At 57.2% G+C, this 19,413-nt stretch carries 20 protein-coding genes; 17 read left to right on the top strand and 3 right to left on the bottom strand.

The window, feature by feature from the left end; all coding sequences use genetic code 11:
* Positions 1–325 precede the first annotated feature (325 nt).
* Complete coding sequence (locus tag ACTJJA_RS22105; RefSeq protein ID WP_440669216.1) at positions 326–1,279, top strand: nickel/cobalt transporter; 954 nt, start codon at positions 326–328, stop codon at positions 1,277–1,279.
* A 33-nt stretch (positions 1,280–1,312) separates the two neighbouring features.
* Here ACTJJA_RS22105 and proP read toward each other — a convergent pair whose 3' ends face one another.
* On the bottom strand, positions 1,313–2,815 hold the full coding sequence (proP, locus tag ACTJJA_RS22100; RefSeq protein WP_089598654.1) for a glycine betaine/L-proline transporter ProP: 1,503 nt from the start codon (positions 2,813–2,815) through the stop codon (positions 1,313–1,315).
* Positions 2,816–3,462: 647 nt separating this feature from the next.
* Here proP and kdgT point away from each other — a divergent pair.
* A complete protein-coding gene (kdgT, locus tag ACTJJA_RS22095; protein ID WP_042719120.1) occupies positions 3,463–4,455 on the top strand; it encodes a 2-keto-3-deoxygluconate transporter in 993 nt (330 codons plus the stop codon).
* 57 nt (positions 4,456–4,512) lie between these two features.
* Here kdgT and ACTJJA_RS22090 read toward each other — a convergent pair whose 3' ends face one another.
* Together ACTJJA_RS22090 and crfC are read right to left on the bottom strand one after the other, a co-directional pair.
* The gene (locus tag ACTJJA_RS22090) at positions 4,513–5,388 is read right to left on the bottom strand and encodes a diguanylate cyclase regulator RdcB family protein (protein ID WP_440669215.1); all 876 of its coding nucleotides are present in this window, start codon (positions 5,386–5,388) and stop codon (positions 4,513–4,515) included.
* Entirely contained in the window at positions 5,385–7,739 is a 2,355-nt protein-coding gene (gene crfC / locus ACTJJA_RS22085) for a clamp-binding protein CrfC (RefSeq protein ID WP_440669214.1), read from the bottom strand. The genes ACTJJA_RS22090 and crfC overlap by 4 nt, the downstream gene beginning before the upstream one ends.
* A gap of 595 nt (positions 7,740–8,334) precedes the next feature.
* Between crfC and ACTJJA_RS22080 the strand changes: the two genes are divergently transcribed.
* From ACTJJA_RS22080 to phnO, 15 genes are all read left to right on the top strand, one after another.
* Complete coding sequence (locus ACTJJA_RS22080; RefSeq protein WP_042719123.1) at positions 8,335–8,670, top strand: zinc ribbon domain-containing protein YjdM; 336 nt, start codon at positions 8,335–8,337, stop codon at positions 8,668–8,670.
* Between the two features lie 80 nt (positions 8,671–8,750).
* Positions 8,751–9,182, top strand: coding sequence for a VOC family metalloprotein YjdN (yjdN, locus tag ACTJJA_RS22075; protein ID WP_089598651.1), 432 nt, complete (start codon positions 8,751–8,753; stop codon positions 9,180–9,182).
* Positions 9,183–9,355: 173 nt separating this feature from the next.
* Entirely contained in the window at positions 9,356–10,144 is a 789-nt protein-coding gene (gene phnC / locus ACTJJA_RS22070) for a phosphonate ABC transporter ATP-binding protein (RefSeq protein WP_089598650.1), read from the top strand.
* A gap of 23 nt (positions 10,145–10,167) precedes the next feature.
* On the top strand, positions 10,168–11,184 hold the full coding sequence (gene phnD, locus ACTJJA_RS22065; protein ID WP_440669213.1) for a phosphonate ABC transporter substrate-binding protein: 1,017 nt from the start codon (positions 10,168–10,170) through the stop codon (positions 11,182–11,184).
* A gap of 115 nt (positions 11,185–11,299) precedes the next feature.
* Complete coding sequence (phnE, locus tag ACTJJA_RS22060; RefSeq protein WP_174340414.1) at positions 11,300–12,079, top strand: phosphonate ABC transporter, permease protein PhnE; 780 nt, start codon at positions 11,300–11,302, stop codon at positions 12,077–12,079.
* Between the two features lie 20 nt (positions 12,080–12,099).
* Positions 12,100–12,825 carry a phosphonate metabolism transcriptional regulator PhnF gene (gene phnF, locus ACTJJA_RS22055; protein ID WP_421511392.1) on the top strand — a complete coding sequence of 242 codons (726 nt, stop codon included), beginning with the start codon at positions 12,100–12,102 and terminating at the stop codon, positions 12,823–12,825.
* A complete protein-coding gene (gene phnG, locus ACTJJA_RS22050; RefSeq protein ID WP_109492570.1) occupies positions 12,826–13,278 on the top strand; it encodes a phosphonate C-P lyase system protein PhnG in 453 nt (150 codons plus the stop codon). It begins immediately after the preceding gene.
* Positions 13,275–13,859 carry a phosphonate C-P lyase system protein PhnH gene (gene phnH / locus ACTJJA_RS22045; RefSeq protein ID WP_089598645.1) on the top strand — a complete coding sequence of 195 codons (585 nt, stop codon included), beginning with the start codon at positions 13,275–13,277 and terminating at the stop codon, positions 13,857–13,859. The genes phnG and phnH overlap by 4 nt, the downstream gene beginning before the upstream one ends.
* Positions 13,859–14,923, top strand: coding sequence for a carbon-phosphorus lyase complex subunit PhnI (locus ACTJJA_RS22040; protein WP_440669212.1), 1,065 nt, complete (start codon positions 13,859–13,861; stop codon positions 14,921–14,923). Before phnH ends, ACTJJA_RS22040 begins: the two co-directional genes overlap by 1 nt.
* The gene (gene phnJ, locus ACTJJA_RS22035) at positions 14,916–15,761 is read left to right on the top strand and encodes an alpha-D-ribose 1-methylphosphonate 5-phosphate C-P-lyase PhnJ (RefSeq protein ID WP_029740231.1); all 846 of its coding nucleotides are present in this window, start codon (positions 14,916–14,918) and stop codon (positions 15,759–15,761) included. The genes ACTJJA_RS22040 and phnJ overlap by 8 nt, the downstream gene beginning before the upstream one ends.
* A complete protein-coding gene (phnK, locus tag ACTJJA_RS22030) occupies positions 15,758–16,513 on the top strand; it encodes a phosphonate C-P lyase system protein PhnK (RefSeq protein ID WP_440669210.1) in 756 nt (251 codons plus the stop codon). Before phnJ ends, phnK begins: the two co-directional genes overlap by 4 nt.
* Positions 16,514–16,619: 106 nt before the next feature.
* Positions 16,620–17,300, top strand: coding sequence for a phosphonate C-P lyase system protein PhnL (phnL, locus tag ACTJJA_RS22025; protein WP_440669209.1), 681 nt, complete (start codon positions 16,620–16,622; stop codon positions 17,298–17,300).
* Positions 17,297–18,433, top strand: a complete 1,137-nt coding sequence (gene phnM, locus ACTJJA_RS22020; RefSeq protein ID WP_260663388.1) for an alpha-D-ribose 1-methylphosphonate 5-triphosphate diphosphatase — start codon at positions 17,297–17,299, stop codon at positions 18,431–18,433. Before phnL ends, phnM begins: the two co-directional genes overlap by 4 nt.
* Complete coding sequence (phnN, locus tag ACTJJA_RS22015) at positions 18,430–18,981, top strand: ribose 1,5-bisphosphokinase (protein WP_348553407.1); 552 nt, start codon at positions 18,430–18,432, stop codon at positions 18,979–18,981. Before phnM ends, phnN begins: the two co-directional genes overlap by 4 nt.
* Positions 18,974–19,408 (top strand): aminoalkylphosphonate N-acetyltransferase, encoded by a 435-nt coding sequence (gene phnO / locus ACTJJA_RS22010; RefSeq protein ID WP_100167231.1) that lies wholly within the window; start codon positions 18,974–18,976, stop codon positions 19,406–19,408. The genes phnN and phnO overlap by 8 nt, the downstream gene beginning before the upstream one ends.
* The last annotated feature ends 5 nt before the right edge of the window (positions 19,409–19,413 follow it).

Here is a 19,413-nt window from a genome sequence, read left to right as displayed (position 1 = left end):
TAAAGAGCAGTGCAACGCGGCTTTCGCTCACCGTTGCGAGGTGGCGTATATTACGCTTTCCTCTTTCAGAGTCAACCCGTTATTTCAGGATTTTTTCTCTTCAACCGACCCGGTTGTTTGTGAAGTGATTCACATCTGCCGTGTCGATGGAGGCGCATTATAGGGAGTTCTCCGCAGGCCGCAACCGCTAAATGACAGAAAAATGACTGACTGCTGCATTACACAGCAAAACCCCGCCTTATACCTTTTTACACACAGACTTATCCACAGCCGCCCCTTAAATCCTCTATACTAGCGACAAATATTCCCCCTGCAGGCTCCTCCCATGACCACACAACGTCTCACCCGTGACTGGCGCATCCCCACAGCAGGACTGATGATGCTGGTACTTCTCTTTGCAGGTTTTACGCTCCATACGCACTGGAATGCCTTTATTCAGTGGTGCCTCGCCACCCAGATCACCTTACATCGCTATCTGGTGATGTACTTGCTCCAGCTGAATAACCATCAGTACAGCGGCGGTCTGTGGCTACTCACCGGTGCCTTCCTTTATGGTGTACTTCACGCCATCGGACCGGGGCATGGCAAATTCATTGTCACCACCTATCTCAGTACAAATAAAGAAAGCGAATTGGCCGCCCGGGTTGTGCCGTTTCTCGGCAGCCTGATGCAGGGCGCCAGCGCCATACTCTTTGTCTTTATACTGGCGATAGGGTTTAACCTCGCCTCGGGGGATATCAGCACCAGCCGATGGTATGTAGAGAAGATCAGCGCCGTCCTTATTGGCGCATTCGGCGCATATATGATTTATCAGGCACTGAAAAGCCTGCGTCCGCGTCGAATGACAATCTCCTCGATCAAGCCCTTCCACCAGCATGATGAGCATTGCGGTTGTGGTCATCATGGCGTAGGAAGCGATCTGACAAAAGGCGACTGGAAAACGCGTCTGGGCGTGGTGATGGCGATTGGCGCGCGACCGTGCAGCGGCGCGATCATGATCCTGATGTTCTCGAATGCGCTCGGCATTGTCACCTGGGGGATCGCCGCAGTGATGACCATGTCACTGGGTACAGCGCTTTCTATTATGGGACTCTCGCTGGCGGTACGCTATGCCCGTGAACGCACGGTGGCGTATTTCGGCGGCGGGTCATCGCTGAGCTGGCTGGTCCCGGTCGTGAAAATTGCGGGAGGGATCGTGCTGATTCTGTTCGCCACCGTCCTGTTCCTGACGGTGATCCCCATCAGCGCCAACGGCGACTACATTGCCGCCGGATGCTAATAAAAGAAAACCCGCCAGCGGCGGGTTTCATTATTACTCGTTAATCCGTGGATGTTGATCAACAAGGCGAGAGCGTTTCTTCTGCAGCTCTTCAATCTCTGCGTCAATATCCTCTATCTTCTGCTCTACGTTATCGTAGTGCTCACGCAGGATCTCTTTCGCTTCCTGAATATCGGATGCCGCAGGCGTCGCCCCTTTCAGAGGACGGTTCGCCGTCTCCTTCATGGTAAGACCGGTTGCCAGACCAATGACTGCAATAACCATCAGATAATAAGCAGGCATCATCAGGTTCTGCGTGCTTTCCACCAGAGAGGCGGCAAGCGTCGGCGTCAGGCCCGCAATCAGAACCGAGATGTTGAACGCCGCCGCCAGTGCACTATAACGAATGTGCGTCGGGAACATCGCAGGCAATGTTGACGCCATCACCCCGATAAAGCAGTTCAGGATCACCGCCAGCATCAGCAGGCCCGCGAAAATCAGACCCAGCACATTACTGTTAATGAGAATAAAGGCCGGGATCGCCAGCGCAAACAGCGCCACACTGCCGAGGATGATGAACGGTCGACGGCCAAAGCGGTCACTCAGCAGCCCCATAATCGGCTGCACAAACAGCATACCCACCATGATCGCGATAATAATCAGCACACCGTGATCTTCCGAGTAGTGCAGGTTATGCGACAGGTAGCTCGGCATGTAGGTCAACAGCATGTAGTAGGTCACGTTGGTGGAAATCACCAGACCGATACAGGTCAGCAGGCTGCGCCAGTGTTTGGTGGCAATCTCTTTGAACGATACTTTCGGGCCTTCCTGCAGCCCTTCGCGGTCTCCCTGCTCAAGCTTTTCAACGTGCTGCTGGAACGCTGGCGTCTCTTCCAGCGCATGACGCAGGTAAAGACCGATGATGCCCAGCGGCAGCGCGATAAAGAACGGAATACGCCAACCCCATTCGAGGAAGTTCTCTTCACCCACCACGGTTGAAATCAGCACCACGACGCCTGCGCCCATCACAAACCCGGCAATCGAACCGAAGTCCAGCCAGCTGCCCATAAAGCCACGCTTACGGTCAGGTGAATACTCCGCAACGAAGATCGACGCACCGGTATACTCACCCCCGACGGAGAAGCCCTGCGCCATTTTACAGAGCAGCAGCAAAATCGGTGCCCAGATGCCTATGGTGGCGTAGGACGGTATCAGGCCGATACAGAATGTACTGATCGACATAATAACAATGGTGATAGCGAGTATTTTCTGGCGACCGTATTTGTCACCGAGCATACCGAAGAACAGACCACCCAGAGGGCGAATCAGGAAGGGAACGGAGAACGTACCCAGCGCGGCAATCATCTGCAGGCTTGGGTCGGCACCGGGGAAGAACACTTTACCTAATGCATAGGCAACAAAACCGTAGACACCAAAATCGAACCATTCCATCGCATTACCGAGCGAGGCGGCGGTGATCGCTTTACGCAGTTTTGCGTCATCGATAATCGTGACATCGCGAAGCGTAATGGGTTTAACCTTTTTCCTTCTTAGCATAGCTTTCCTCGTAGACTCAGCCCTGTCCGTTCCACAGCTAACTGGCGTTCTGTGAACCTGGGATTCGCTCCATGCGAATCGCCTTATTCAAGCGTAGCAGGTTTACTTACATTGACGTTTCATGTCGATACAACCGAACCTGTTGACGCCTGCCTGGGCAGTTAATGACCTTTTTACCCTACCAGTGTTTATATATGTGATCAACTTCACATATCTTTTTCCTGTTCGTCAAATGACGTCAGACTTTGTCAATTCCTGCGAATGCGTACTTACTCAAGCGGCCGAAAAAATATGCTTACGTACGTTATTATTCGGGTCTCAGCAAAAGATTAAGCCACAATCCTTCACATCAGATTTACATAAATTTTAATAATAAAATGCCGCATCCTTTGTTTACATTCATTATGTGATCGAGATAACTAAAACACTGTTTTATTTTCATTGAATCGCAATTCCAAAGATCGCATCATAAATCCGCAAACATCATCTCCAGTGCTTTCTAACCAAAGAAACGGAAGACACTCATTTAATTTTATTGCATGGATAACGAATTAGCCCCTCAAAAAGGCACTTAATCCATTGAATTTGTTTATTTATTTTTTTGAAGCTTTCCGCCAGATACGCGGGGCGAGATGCGAGGGTTAAACATGAAGATTAAAGCCACAATAGAACGTATCCCCGGCGGAATGATGTTGGTTCCGCTGGTACTTGGTGCGATCTTAAATACACTGGCACCGAATACCGGTGCTTATTTTGGTGGATTCACAAAAGGCATGATTAGCGGAACGGTACCGATTCTGGCGGTATGGTTCTTTTGTATCGGCGCATCCATAAATTTACGTGCCACGGGTACGGTATTACGCAAATCAGGCACACTGGTTATCACAAAAATTGCCGTCGCCTGGGTTGTTGCAATGATCTGTGCGATGTTCATTCCGGAGAACGGCATTCAGACCGGATTCTTTGCCGGATTATCCGTGCTCGCCATCGTGTCAGCGATGGATATGACCAACGGTGGCCTGTATGCCAGCCTGATGAATCAGTACGGCACCAAGGAAGAATCCGGTGCGTTCGTACTGATGTCGCTGGAGTCCGGCCCGCTGATGACCATGTTGATCCTGGGCTCTGCCGGTCTTGCCTCCTTTGAACCTCACCACTTTGTCGGTGCGATCCTGCCATTCCTGATCGGTTTTGCACTGGGTAATCTGGATCACGATTTACGCGACTTCTTCAGCAAAGCTACGCCGGTGCTGATCCCGTTCTTTGGCTTCGCACTGGGTAACACTATCAACCTGAACGTGATCCTGGATACCGGCCTGCTGGGTATTGTGCTGGGTGTTGCCGTCATCATCATCACCGGTATTCCGCTGATTATTGCTGACCGCGTGATTGGGGGCGGAAATGGAACCGCGGGTGTCGCCGCGTCTTCGGCCGCCGGGGCTGCCGTCGCAAACCCGGTGATTATTGCCCAAATTAACCCAGCCTTCGAACCGGTCGCCGCGTCAGCCACAGCGCTGGTTGCCGCCAGCGTGATCGTCACCGCGATTCTGGTCCCCATCATCACGGCGCTGTATGCGAAACGCTACGGAAATGTGCAAGAGACCCAGCCTGAACCAAAACCAGTAGAAATGAATCATTAACACACCACACCAAGCCCTCTCCCCTGCGGGGAGAGGGTTAGGGTGAGGGGGAAGGGATCAGCCAAAAATCTCTTCCACCATCCCATCCACCAGCCGTTTTGCCGAACAGAGCCTTGGCATGCCCAGCGCGACAGTCTGCCAGCTCTGCGTCACCGACCAGCACACCGGATGTTTATCCGCCAGGCACCAGTCCCCCAACCAGCCCAGCATATCCTTGTAATCCATCAGACCGGGGGAGGCGGATGTTGTCAGCCATTGAGGGTAAAAGTGTCGGGTAGTGGGAGAGGCATTAATACCCTGAGCAAGATAATTCGCCGCCATGCTGCGCAGGTTATCCTTGAGCATGGCCGCCACATCGTCATTTGCCAGCCGGCACGCATCACCAAACGGCCCCCAGCGCAGCTCTTCCAGAACAACGTAACAGCGGCCAGCCAAAGACCAACTGTCGTATTGACCGGCACGCCAGCGGGTAAAAATCTGCTCGCTATGCTCACCCGCCTGAACCGTGAGCCCACGCTGCGTCAGCGCTTTCTCTTTATAAGCAGCACGCTGGCTAAAGTGAGCGGTGAGTTCTTCATACTGCTGTATCAGACCCGGAGGCTGAGCGGTGCGCGGGTTCGTCTGCTGCCGAAGCGCCAGCAATTTATCGGACATACGGGTCAGCGCCAGATGACCCGGATCGAGCATTCCGGCCAGCTTCTCCGCCAGCCCCAGCCGCAATGCCGTATTTTCGGTGAACATTCCCGACATCGCCCACGGCCGTAGCCGGGTGTGCGTCATGATTTCCTGCGTCAAACGTTCACGAAACTGCAGCTGCTGCGGCCCCAGATGGGGATGACGCGCAGCGTCCACGCCCTGAACCAGATCGACCATAAATTTGGGATGAATACACTCCAGCGTCCGCCCGGGACCGTCCAGTAGCTGTGTTGTCATGGTTGCTCTGCCGCGAATAGGGTTTGAATATCATCGCGTAACAGTCGGGTATCTTCCTGAATCCACGTTGCAGTCGTAAGACTTTGCTTCAGCATCTGGCTGAGCGCTCGTGTCGAATGCTCATTTTGCTGACGCACTGCGAGGCTATCACGCAAGCTTTCCTGTAACCCGGTCAGGCATAATGAAAATTCCGCAAAGAATGTTGCCATACCTGCCGTAACAGAAACATCGACCTGCGCGGCCAAAGCTTTACCTATTTGTTCACAAAACTGGTCGATATGTTGCTTAAATTTGTCATGAAGCTGCGCGATATCGATGACGTATCGTGTACGCGTCGCGACAGCATCCTCCCAGCCCCAGCCCGGATTGTTCAACCAGCGCGAGACGGTTTCACGCATGCTGCCCGTCCCCGATGTTCGCCCTGCCGGACGGCTATCCATCGCAATGGCATCGTTAAACAGCGCACGCGTGTTGAAGTTCAGCTGATTAGACTGAAACGCAGGGAAACTGATCCGCGCCCGAAAACCCGCATGGCTCAGCTGCGCTTTAATCCGCGTCTCTATGGGGCGCATGGCCTCATTCAGCGAGCGTGCCAGCGTGGATTCCAGCTGATCGAAGCGCAACGCCAGCTCTCGACAGATCTTATCCTGCGCATCCAGCATAATCAGTTCACAAGAGGAGCTGATCTTACTCAGTACAACCTGCGCCTGTCCTTCGTCATCCAGCACCAGATGATGTGCCTCTTCCACTGCGTCGTTTCGCTCATTCAGCGAATCGATACCGGCGACACCCATAATATTGCCGTGACTAAAGACCTGCCCAATCGCCTGTTGCAGCGCGTGCTTTTGCCGCGCCATGAACTCATCTGTTGCGCTAAGCGCCTCTTCAACTTCGTGTTGCACTTCATCGCTGACCACACTCTGACGCGTTTTTATTAGCGCCATGTCGTCCTCAAGCCGGGCAATATTCAACTCCAGCTCGTCGAAGGCCACGGTCAGCCCCTGATAGCGAAAATCGAGATACTCACGGGTATTCTGCGCATAGTTGAGCAGCTTGTGGGACGCCGAACGCAGGGCAAACAGCGAGGCGTTGGCATACGCGGCGTAAATCAGCTTACGGATGGGTTGTTCAAACAACGAGTCTTCCCACAGCAGGTCCGCGGCGTGACGGATATGGTCGATATCGTCCAGATCGGCTGTTCGCCAGCGACGTCCCAGCGCCGCCTCGGCAAAATCCTGCACCCAGCGCTGCGCCTGATGGTCAGGGAGCCGTCCGTTAGCGGCCATCTCATAGCGGGCACGATTGGCCAGGTAGGCCCACATCGAGGAAACCGGGTAAATCTGCCCAGGCGAAATATTCCCCTTCATTAATGTGCCGGAAATCAACGCCCGGACCTGTTCCTCGTCATCGCTGTTACGGTCTTTCTGATCGAACTTATTGACCAGCGCATACAGGGGGACCGATTTACCCGCCACCGAGATCGCCTGACGGACCTCTTCATCGGAAATCGATTTGAGCTGGGTGTAGTCCATCACCGCCAGGACAGCCGAGGCGCGAGCCAACTGCTCGCTGAGCATTTTTTGCAGATGCGGCTGCCCGGCTTCATTTGGCCCCGGCGTATCGAGTAACGTCAGTTGGCCCAGATGGGCATCCAGCCCTGCGAGATGGACAAACTCCACCTCAATCACCGGAATATGTTCAATTGCCGTGTATTCGGAAAACGGAAAATCCACGCCCAGCGCCAGAGAAAGGCGCACCAGGTCGTTAAGGCTTTTCAGACAATGGAATATCGGCTCTGCGCCCAGATGATGTTTTTCAAATGGCTCACCTTTTTCGATACGCTCCAGCAGGGTATTCATGTCTTTATCTATTTCCAGACGCTGGGCCAGCTTACCGCGATCGTCATCGCAGAGCTTTTTCTGCAATTGCAGAATCAACGCATCAATAGGAGAGACATGCGAGAAATGAAGTACAGGCTCCTTTTGACCCGGCGTATGGCGGATCAGCGTCGGGAGCGCGGTCATTGGCCGATTGCGGTTCGGCAATACCTCGGTACCCACAATCGCATTAATGGTGGTTGATTTACCCGCCTTCATGGTCCCGACAATGGCCAATACCATTTCGAGACGGGTTATTTTGCGCAATTCATTATTTAGCATCGCCTGCTGAGCATCGACGCCACGGGCGCTGAAATGTAAAGGCAATACATTATTATTACCGCCTCTCAATGCGGCCGTCGCGCTATCCAGCATCGTACCTGGCATTGATTTCAACGTCTCAAGATTCTGTAGCGCGAGCTGTAACAGACGCTCAGCTTCCTGGCTTAATTCAAAAATGGTCTGTGTGTGCATGATAAAAGCCTTTCCTTAACGCAAATTTATTACTTTTATTAAGCCACTTTGTTTTGATTATGCTGTTTCGGCTTATATGATCACGTATGGAAAACATGTTCGCAAAATATAACCAATTGATGGCAATAAGAAATAAATAACCATCCTTGCAAGGCGTGTAAAACGGCCCCCTTGGCGGAAAGCCAAAAGATAAAAAGCGTAGCTCATTTTCAGGAAACATCAGGATATATCATTGCTATTTACCCACCTAAAAAGAGAGGTAATTCCCCGCCACCATGGGATGAATGGCGTTGGTGAACGTGGATAAATAACAACTTGTTGCTTAACCTTATCCGAAATGGAAGAGCGTAGCAATTTGATGCAATAAAATATTCGATATATTTAGCATCATTTCTTTCCATCGTCTTAATGCGTCAAGCATCGCTTAACTGACTGACAGCAAGTGTCACTCGCCACACAATTTTTGCATTTTTTTTATTATGCAATAGCACCGACAACAGTGTGGATTTGCGTTATACTTGCCGCCTTTTTCGGCACTCTGCCGTCATTTAGCTGGCACTTTCCAGCGTGTTAACACTTTTTTGAGGATACCGACATGCAACTCCCACACTGCCCGAAATGCAATTCTGAATACACTTACGAAGATAATGGCATGTTCATCTGCCCGGAATGCGCACATGAATGGAATGACGCAGAGCCGTCGCAGGACAGCGATACCCTCATCGTAAAAGATGCGAACGGCAACCTTCTGGCCGACGGCGACAGCGTCACCGTGGTGAAAGATCTTAAGGTGAAAGGCAGCTCTTCCATGCTGAAGATCGGCACCAAAGTGAAGAATATCCGTCTGGTTGAAGGCGATCACAACATCGATTGCAAAATTGACGGTTTCGGTCCAATGAAACTGAAATCTGAGTTCGTGAAAAAGAACTGATTTATCCGCCCGGTGGCGCTTCGCTTACCGGGCCTGCAACAACTAAACTTAATGGGCTTCTCTTACCTGAGGTAATGATTATGCCGTTAAGTCCCTACATCTCTTTCGCCGGTAACTGTGCTGAAGCCACCGCCTTCTATCAGCAGGCCGTCGGCGCAGAACTCCTCTATAAAATCACCTTCGGCGAAATGCCAAAAGACGAAAACAGCGAAGAAGGCTGTCCGTCCGGCATGCAGTTTCCGGATTCCGCCATCGCTCACTCCAACGTGCGCATTGCGGGCAGCGATATCATGATGAGCGACGGGTTGCCGCCCGGCAGCAGCGCGCAGTACGCCGGGTTCACGCTGGTGCTCGACACCCAGGACGTGGCAGAAGGTAAGCGCTGGTTCGACAGTCTTGCCGCGGGCGGAAATGTCGAAATGGCCTGGCAGGAAACCTTCTGGGCGCACGGCTTCGGTAAGGTCACCGATAAATACGGTGTGCCGTGGATGATTAACGTCGTTAAATCGTAGGTCGGATAAGCGCAGCGCATCCGGCAACAGCGCCCGGTGGCGCTGCGCTTACCGGGCCTACAGTGATTGTCATCAAACTCCCCTCAACTCTTCAAATTCCCGCAACCCAGACTTAACCCAAATGTCATATTGATGCGCCAGCATGAGGCCACATTTATTGTGAGGCCCAGCCCATGCAAACCGTCATCCGCGTCGAGAAACTGAGCAAGACCTTCCATCACAACAAGGCGCTGCATGCCGTTGATCTGACCGTCCAGCAGGGCGACATGGTGGCGCTTCTCGGGCCTTCTGGCTCAGGCAAATCCACCCTTCTGCGCCATTTAAGCGGCCTCATTACCTGCGATAAAACCCCGGAAAGTCACGTCGAACTGCTGGGTAACACCGTGCAGCGTGCAGGCCGTCTGGCGAGCGATATTCGCAAAAGCCGCGCCCAGACGGGCTACATCTTCCAGCAGTTCAATCTGGTTAACCGCCTGACGGTGCTGGAGAACGTGCTGATTGGCGCACTCGGCAGCACCCCGTTCTGGCGTACCTGCCTGCGCTGGTTCTCCCCCTCTCAGAAACAAGAAGCGCTACAGGCGCTAACGCGCGTCGGTATGGCGCATTTTGCCCACCAGCGCGTCTCCACCCTGTCCGGTGGACAACAACAGCGCGTCGCCATCGCCCGCGCGTTGATGCAGAAAGCAAAAATCATTCTTGCCGATGAACCCATCGCCTCGCTGGACCCGGAATCGGCGCGCATCGTGATGGAAACCCTGCGCGACATTAACCAGCACGACGGCATCACCGTGGTGGTGACGCTGCATCAGGTGGATTACGCACTGCGCTACTGCGAGCGCATCGTCGCCCTGCGTCAGGGGCACGTGTTCTTTGATGGAGCTAGCCATCAGTTTGATAACGAACGTTTTGACCATCTCTACCGCAGCATTAATCGCGTCGAAGAGAACGCGCAGGCTGCTTAACGTCCCCATAATGAGGAATGGAAATGAGCTATAAAACGGTTGCCGCGCTGGCCTTCACCAGCATGTTCAGCATTAGCACCCTGTTAAGCCCGGCCTACGCCGAGGAGCAGGAAAAAGCGCTGAACTTTGGCATCATTTCGACGGAATCACAGCAGAACCTGAAACCCCAGTGGGAACCGTTCCTGAAAGATATGGAAACCAAGCTGGGGATCAAAGTGAACGCCTTCTTCGCCCCGGACTACGCGGGCATCATCCAGGGGATGCGCTTTAATAAAGTGGACATCGCCTGGTACGGCAACCTCTCCGCCATGGAGGCAGTAGACCGCGCGAACGGACAGGTCTTCGCCCAGACCGTCGCAGCAGACGGTTCGCCGGGCTACTGGAGCGTGCTGATCGTGAACAAAGACAGCCCGATCAACAACCTCAACGACCTGCTCGCCAAACGCAAAGAGCTGACCTTCGGCAATGGCGATCCAAACTCCACCTCCGGCTTCCTCGTCCCTGGCTACTACGTCTTCGCCAAAAACAACGCCTCCGCCAGCGACTTCAAGCGCACGGTCAACGCCAGCCATGAAACCAACGCCCTGGCCGTGGCCAACAAGCAGGTGGACGTTGCCACTAACAACACCGAAAACCTCGACAAGCTGAAGACCTCCGCGCCGGACAAGCTGAAAGAGCTGAAGGTTATCTGGAAATCGCCGCTGATCCCGGGCGACCCGATCGTGTGGCGTAAAAACCTCACCGAAAGCACCAAGGAGAAGGTGTATGACTTCTTTATGAACTACGGCAAAACGCCGGAAGAGAAAGCGGTTCTTGAACATCTGGGCTGGGCACCGTTCCGCGCGTCAAGCGACCTGCAGCTGGTTCCGATTCGCCAGCTGGCGCTGTTCAAGCAGATGCAGAGCGTGAAGGACAACAAAGGCCTTAAGGAAGACGAGAAGACCAGCAAAGTCTCTGACATTCAGGCCCAGCTGGACGATCTCGACCGCCTCACCGCCGCGCTCGGTGCAATGACAAGCGTGAATAAAGCGGTGCAGTAACACAAGTCCCCTCTCCCTTGAGGGAGAGGGTTAGGGTGAGGGGGAAATGCGCACGCTGATGCCCTCACCCCGGCCCTCTCCCACAGGGAGAGGGAGAACAGATTAAGGAGCCAACATGCAAACCATCACCCTCCCACCGCCAAAGCGCAGCTGGTTCTCGCTCATAAGCTGGGCCATCCTGCTGGCAGTGCTGGTTATCTCCTGGAAGGGCGCGGAAATGGATCCGCTGCTGCTCTTCAAAGATTCCGGCAACATGGCGACCTTCGCCGCCGACTTCTTCCCGCCGGACTTCAGCCAGTGGCAGGACTACCTTGGCGAAATGGCGATCACCCTGCAAATCGCCGTCTGGGGCACCGCCCTTGCCGTCGTTATCTCCATTCCGTTTGGCCTGATGAGCGCCGAAAACATCGTGCCGTGGTGGATATACCAGCCGATGCGTCGCCTGATGGATGCCTGCCGCGCCATTAACGAAATGGTGTTCGCCATGCTGTTCGTGGTCGCCGTCGGCCTGGGTCCGTTCGCGGGCGTGATGGCGCTGTTCATCCACACCACAGGCGTACTCTCCAAGCTGCTCTCCGAAGCGGTCGAAGCCATCGAGCCCGGCCCGGTAGAAGGCATTCGCGCAACGGGCGCCAACAAAATCGAAGAGATCCTTTACGGCGTCCTGCCTCAGGTGATGCCGCTGCTGATCTCCTACTCCCTGTACCGATTTGAGTCCAACGTCCGCTCCGCCACCGTCGTCGGCATGGTGGGCGCAGGCGGGATTGGCGTCACCCTGTGGGAAGCCATTCGCGGTTTCCAGTTCCAGCAAACCTGCGCCCTGATGGTGCTCATCATCGTCACCGTTAGCCTGCTGGATTTCCTCTCTCAACGTTTGCGTAAGCACTTCATCTGAGAAGCGAGGCTTTGTTTTCTATGCACTTATCCAGACATCCGACCAGTTACCCCACCCGCTGGCAAGAGATTGCGGCAAAGCTCGAAGTGGAGTTGCGCACGCACTACCGCTGCGGAGACTACCTGCCCGCCGAACAGCAGCTTGCCGACCGCTATGAGGTGAACCGACACACCCTGCGCCGCGCCATTGACCAGCTGGTCGAGCGCGGCTGGGTCCAGCGCCGTCAGGGCGTGGGCGTGCTGGTGCTGATGCGCCCGTTCGACTACCCGCTAAACGCCCAGGCGCGCTTTAGCCAGAACCTGCTGGATCAGGGCAGCCACCCTACCAGCGAAAAGCTGCTCTCGGTATTGCGCCCGGCCTCCAGCCACGTGGCGGACGCGCTGGGCATTCAGGAGGGCGAAAACGTCATCCACCTGCGCACGTTGCGCCGGGTGAACGGCGTGGCGGTGTGCCAGATAGACCACTACTTCGCGGACCTCGCTCTCTGGCCCGTGCTCCAGCGTTTCTCCAGCGGCTCGCTGCATGATTTTCTTCAGGATGCGACAGGCATTGCGCTCAAGCGCACCCAGACACGCATCAGCGCCCGTCGCGCGCAGGCGAAAGAGAGCAAGGTTCTCGAAATTCCCAACATGGCTCCGCTGCTCTGCGTACGCACCCTCAACCACCGTGACGGCGAGATCAACGCGACGGAATACTCCGTCAGCCTGACCCGCGCCGACATGATCGAATTCACCATGGAGCACTGAATGCACTTCGACATCGCCACCCGACAGCGCTGGATGCGCGTGCTGGCCCACAGCCAGCCTGCTGCGCTCTCTGCCCGCATGAGCGCCCTTAGCCTGGCGCCCGATTACGACACCCTCCGCGCACCGGAGATTGGCCTGGTACAAATCCAGGCGCGCATGGGCGGCACCGGCGAGCGCTTCTTCGCCGGAGACGCCACCCTCACCCGCGCAGCAATCCGTCTGAACAGCGGCACGCTGGGCTACAGCTACGTGCTGGGGCGCGACAAAGCCCACGCCGAGCGCTGCGCGGTGATCGACGCGCTTTTACAGGAACAGCCGCATTTCCAGACGTTAATGGAAACCCTTATTGCCCCGCTGGAAGCCGACCGCGCCGCGCGCATTGCCGCACGTCAGGCCGAAGTGAACACCAGCCGGGTCGACTTCTTTACGCTCGTTCGCGGAGACAACGCATGACGCTTCAACCTGCATTTACCCTGGCCGTCCAGGATGCCCAACACAGTTTTCGTCGCCTGCTGAAGGCGATGAGCGAGCCGGGCGTGATCGTCTCGCTGCACCAGCTTTCACAGGGCTGGCTGCCGCTGAACCTGGCGACCACCAGCGTGCTGCTGACCCTTGCCGACAACGACACGCCTGTTTGGCTTTCAGGCGCATTATCCAACGACATCGCCAGCCAGAACCTGCGCTTTCACACCAGCGCCCCGCTGGTCGATCAGCCCCAGCAGGCAATCTTTGCCGTGGCCGATGAGCAAATCAGCCATGAGCAGCTTAACGCCCTGAGTGAAGGCAGCGCCGTCGCCCCGGAGACCAGCGCCACGCTGATCCTGCAGGTTTCCAGCCTGAGCGGCGGCCGCATGCTGCGCCTGACGGGCGCAGGCATCGCCGAAGAACGCATGGTCGCGCCGCAGCTGCCGGAGTGCATCATTCACGAGCTGACCGAGCGCCCGCACCCGTTCCCGCTGGGCATTGACCTGATCCTGACCTGCGGCGAGCGCCTGCTGGCGATCCCGCGGACCACCCACGTGGAGGTGTGCTGATGTACGTTGCCGTCAAAGGGGGCGAAAAAGCGATCGCCGCCGCCCATGCGCTGCAGGCGCACAGACGACGGGGCGATGAACGGCTTCCTGAGCTGAGCGTCGCCCAGATTGAGCAGCAGTTAAACCTCGCCGTTGACCGCGTGATGACCGAGGGCGGCATCGCCGACCGTGAACTGGCGGCGCTGGCCCTGAAGCAGGCCAGCGGCGATAACGTCGAAGCCATCTTCCTGCTGCGTGCCTACCGCACCACGCTTGCCAAACTGGCGGTGAGCGAGCCGGTCAACACGGCACAGATGCGCCTGGAGCGCCGCATTTCTGCCGTTTATAAAGACATTCCCGGCGGCCAGTTGCTTGGCCCTACCTACGACTACACCCATCGCCTGCTGGATTTTACCCTGCTGGCGAACGGCGAAGCACCGCAGCTCAGCACCTCTGACGCCGAACAAGAACCGTCTCCGCACGTCTTCAGCCTGCTGGCGAAACAGGGTCTGGCGAAGGCGGAAGAAGATTCTGGCGCGCAGCCGGATGACATCACCCGCACGCCGCCGGTTTACCCGTGCTCGCGTTCGTCCCGCCTGCAGCAGCTGATGCGCGGCGACGAAGGCTATCTGCTGGCGCTGGCCTACTCCACCCAGCGCGGCTACGGGCGCAACCACCCGTTTGCGGCCGAGATCCGCAGCGGCTACATCGACGTCGAAATCGTGCCGGAAGAGCTGGGTTTTGCGGTGAATGTCGGCGAACTGCTGCTGACCGAGTGTGAAATGGTGAACGGTTTTGTCGCGCCCGAAAATGAAGACCCTCACTTTACCCGCGGCTACGGGCTGGTGTTCGGCCTCGGCGAGCGCAAAGCCATGGCAATGGCGCTGGTCGACCGCGCACTCCAGGCACCGGACTACGGCGAGCACATTGCAGGCCCGGCGCAGGACGAAGAGTTCGTGCTGGCCCACGCGGATAACGTTGAGGCCGCCGGTTTTGTCTCGCACCTCAAGCTGCCGCACTACGTCGATTTCCAGGCTGAACTGGAACTGCTGAAACGCCTGCAACGGGAGCGCGCCAATGGCTAACTTAAGCGGCTACAACTTTGCCTATCTGGACGAGCAAACCAAGCGCATGATCCGCCGCGCGATACTTAAAGCGGTGGCCATTCCGGGCTATCAGGTGCCGTTCGGCGGCCGCGAAATGCCGATGCCCTACGGCTGGGGCACGGGCGGTATTCAGATCACCGCCAGCGTGATCGGCGAGTCTGACGTGCTGAAGGTTATCGACCAGGGCGCCGACGACACCACCAACGCCGTGTCGATCCGCAGCTTCTTCCAGCGCGTAACCGGGGTAAACACCACTGAAAAAACCGAAGACGCGACGCTGATCCAGACCCGTCACCGCATCCCCGAAACCCCGCTGACGGAAGATCAGATTTTGATTTTCCAGGTGCCGATCCCGGAGCCGCTGCGCTTTATCGAGCCGCGCGAAACGGAAACCCGCACCATGCACGCGCTGGAAGAGTACGGGGTAATGCAGGTGAAGCTGTATGAGGATATCGCCCGCTTCGGCCATATCGCCACTACCTACGCCTACCCGGTGAAGGTCAACGGGCGCTACGTCATGGATCCGTCGCCGATCCCGAAATTCGATAACCCGAAGATGGACATGATGCCCGCCCTGCAGCTGTTCGGCGCCGGGCGTGAAAAACGCATCTACGCCGTCCCGCCTTACACGCGTGTCGAAAGCCTGGATTTCGACGATCACCCGTTTACGGTGCAGGAGTGGGACGAGCCGTGCGCCATCTGCGGCTCCAAACACAGCTATCTGGACGAAGTGGTGCTGGACGACACGGGCAAACGGATGTTTGTCTGCTCCGACACCGATTACTGCCGCCAACAGAGCGAGGCGAACGGCCAATGAAACCGCTGCTTTCGGTTAATCACCTGACTCACCTTTATGCGCCGGGCAAAGGCTTCAGCGACGTCTCGTTCGAGCTGTGGCCGGGCGAAGTGCTGGGGATCGTCGGCGAGTCCGGCTCCGGCAAAACGACTCTGCTGAAGTCCATCTCCGCGCGCCTCGCGCCGCAACACGGTGAGATCCTGTATCAGGGACACTCCCTCTACGGCATAAGCGAGGCCGAGCGCCGCCGCCTGCTGCGCACCGAGTGGGGCGTGGTGCATCAGCACCCGATGGATGGCCTGCGCCGTCAGGTCTCGGCGGGAGGCAACATCGGCGAGCGGCTGATGGCCACCGGCGCGCGCCATTACGGCAACATCCGCACCACCGCCCAGCACTGGCTGGAGGAGGTGGAAATCCCCGCCTCGCGCATCGACGACCTGCCGACAACCTTCTCCGGTGGGATGCAGCAGCGTCTGCAGATCGCCCGCAACCTGGTCACCCACCCGAAGCTGGTGTTTATGGATGAACCCACCGGCGGGCTGGACGTCTCCGTGCAGGCCCGCCTGCTCGACCTGCTGCGCGGTCTGGTGGTGGAGCTGAACCTGGCGGTGGTGATTGTCACCCACGATTTAGGCGTTGCGCGCCTGCTGGCGGACCGTCTGCTGGTGATGAAGCAGGGCCAAGTGGTGGAAAGTGGGTTAACCGACCGCGTGCTCGACGATCCGCACCATCCGTACACCCAGCTGCTGGTGTCGTCCGTGTTGCAGAACTGAGGTCGCGGTTGCCGGGTGGCGCTGCGCTTACCCGGCCTACGAACACCGCACCTGTAGGCCGGGCAAGGCGAAGCCGCCACCCGGCAAAACGAATCGCGAGGTCAAAATGATTCACGTTGAAAATGTCAGTAAAACCTTTGTGCTCCACCAGCAAAACGGCGTGCGCCTGCCGGTGCTGCAAAACGCCTCGTTAGAGGTCAGCAAGGGCGAATGCGTAGTGCTGCACGGGCACTCCGGCAGCGGAAAATCCACCCTGCTGCGCTCCCTGTACGCCAACTACCTGCCGGACGAAGGCCACATTCGCATTCGCCACAACGATGAGTGGGTCGACCTGGTGCAGGCCCCCGCGCGTAAGGTGCTGGACGTGCGCCGCACGACGATCGGCTGGGTCAGCCAGTTTCTGCGGGTGATCCCGCGGATCTCCGCCCTGGACGTGGTGATGCAGCCGCTGCTGGATCTCGGCGTGCCGCGCGAAACCTGCGCCGCCAAAGCCGCCAGCCTGCTGACGCGCCTCAACGTGCCGGAGCGCCTGTGGCACCTTGCCCCGTCGACCTTTTCCGGCGGCGAGCAGCAGCGCGTTAACATCGCGCGCGGGTTTATTGTCGACTACCCGATTCTGCTGCTGGATGAACCCACCGCCTCGCTCGACGATAAAAACAGCGCGGCCGTGGTTGAGCTGATCGAACAGGCCAAAGCGCGCGGCGCGGCGATCGTCGGGATCTTCCACGACGAAACCGTTCGCAGCCGCGTCGCAGACAGATTGCACCCGATGGGGACAAACTCATGATTATCAATAACGTCAGGCTGGTACTGGAAAATGAAGTGGTTAGCGGCTCAATCGAGATCCAGGACGGCGTTATTCGCGCCTTTGCCGAAACCCAGAGCCGTACCCCTGAAGCGATGGACGGCGAAGGCGGCTGGCTGCTGCCGGGGCTGATTGAGCTGCATACCGATAATCTGGACAAATTCTTCACCCCGCGCCCGAAGGTGGACTGGCCCGCCCATTCGGCGATGAGCAGCCACGACGCGCTGATGGTCGCCAGCGGCATCACCACCGTGCTCGACGCGGTGGCCATTGGCGACGTGCGCGACGGCGGCGATCGCCTGGAAAATCTGGAGAAGATGATCAACGCCGTGGAGGAGACGCAAAAACGCGGCCTCAACCGCGCCGAGCACCGTCTGCACCTGCGCTGCGAGCTGCCGCATCACACTACCCTGCCGCTGTTTGAAAAGCTGGTCGGGCGTGAGCCGGTCTCGCTGGTCTCCCTGATGGACCACTCGCCGGGGCAGCGCCAGTTCGCCAACATTGAAAAGTATCGCGAATACTATCAGGGCAAATATTCTCTCAACGATGCGGAGATGGCCCGCTACGAGGAAGAGCAGCTGGCACTTGCGGCACAGTGGTCGCAGCCTAACCGCCTTAAGATTGCCGCCATGTGCCGTGACCGCAACATCGCGCTGGCCAGCCATGACGACGCCACGCACGATCACGTGCGCGAATCCCATCGACTTGGCAGCGTGATCGCTGAATTTCCCACCACGTTCGAAGCGGCGGAAGCCTCACGCAGGCACGGTATGAACGTGCTGATGGGCGCGCCTAACATCGTGCGCGGCGGATCGCACTCCGGTAACGTGGCGGCAAGCAGGCTCGCCTCCCTCGGCCTGCTGGATATTCTCTCGTCCGACTACTACCCCGCCAGCCTGCTGGATGCGGCGTTCCGGGTGGCAGACGACGAAGGCAACAGCTTTACGCTGCCGCAGGCGATTCGCCTGGTGACGAAAAACCCGGCCACCGCGCTCAATCTTCACGATCGCGGGGAAATCGCCGAAGGTAAACGCGCGGATCTGGTGCTCGCCCACCGCAAGGGCGAACACGTTCATATCGACCACGTCTGGCGTCAGGGAAAAAGGGTGTTCTGATGGGAAGACTCATCTGGTTAATGGGGCCGTCCGGCTCCGGGAAAGACAGCCTGCTGTCGGCGCTGCGACAGCAGGAACACGCGCGACTGTTGGTCGCGCACAGGTACATCACCCGCGCGGCCAACGCCGGAAGCGAAAACCATATCGCCCTGAGCGAGCAGGAATTTTTTACCCGCGCCGGGCAAAATCTGCTGGCGCTGAGCTGGCACGCCAACGGTTTTTACTATGGCGTGGGCATCGAAATCGACCTCTGGCTGCACGCGGGTTTTGACGTGCTGGTTAACGGCTCGCGCGCGCATCTACCGCAGGCGCGTTCCCGATATGAAGCGGCCCTGCTGCCGGTCTGTTTAGAGGTGTCGCCGGAGATCTTGCGTAACCGCCTGCAAAATCGTGGCCGCGAAAGCGCAAAAGAGATAGACCAGCGCCTGGAGCGTGCGGCGCGCTACACCCCGTCGGGCTGTCACGTCCTCAATAACGACGGAAGTTTGCTACAGTCAGTCGAGACCTTTTTAACGCTGATCCGCCAGAAGGAGAAACAGCATGCCTGACTGCCAGCTTCGCCCCGCCACCGCCGACGATGCGCAGAGTGTTTACGCCCTCATCTGCGAACTTAAGCAGGCAGAATTCGATCATCAGGCGTTTCACGCGGGCTACCTTGCCAACCTGCAGGATCACAACATGCGCTACCAGCTTGCCGAATTGGACGGGCAGGTCATCGGCATGATCGGTCTGCACATGCAGTTTCACCTGCACCATGCGCGTTGGATCGGCGAGATCCAGGAGCTGGTGGTGATGCCGCAGGCGCGTGGGCACAAAGTGGGCAGCCAGCTTCTGGCATGGGCGGAAGCGATCGCTCGCCAGGCGGGTGCTGAGCTAACGGAGCTTTCCACCAGCGTAAAGCGCACTGATGCCCACCGTTTTTACGTGCGTGAAGGGTATACGCAGAGTCATTTCCGATTCACCAAACCGCTATAGAGGTG

The sequence above is a fragment of the Enterobacter sp. 22452 genome (assembly GCF_052045065.1).
GTDB lineage: Bacteria > Pseudomonadota > Gammaproteobacteria > Enterobacterales > Enterobacteriaceae > Enterobacter > Enterobacter mori.
This window is presented reverse-complemented; position numbering and strand designations above follow the sequence as displayed.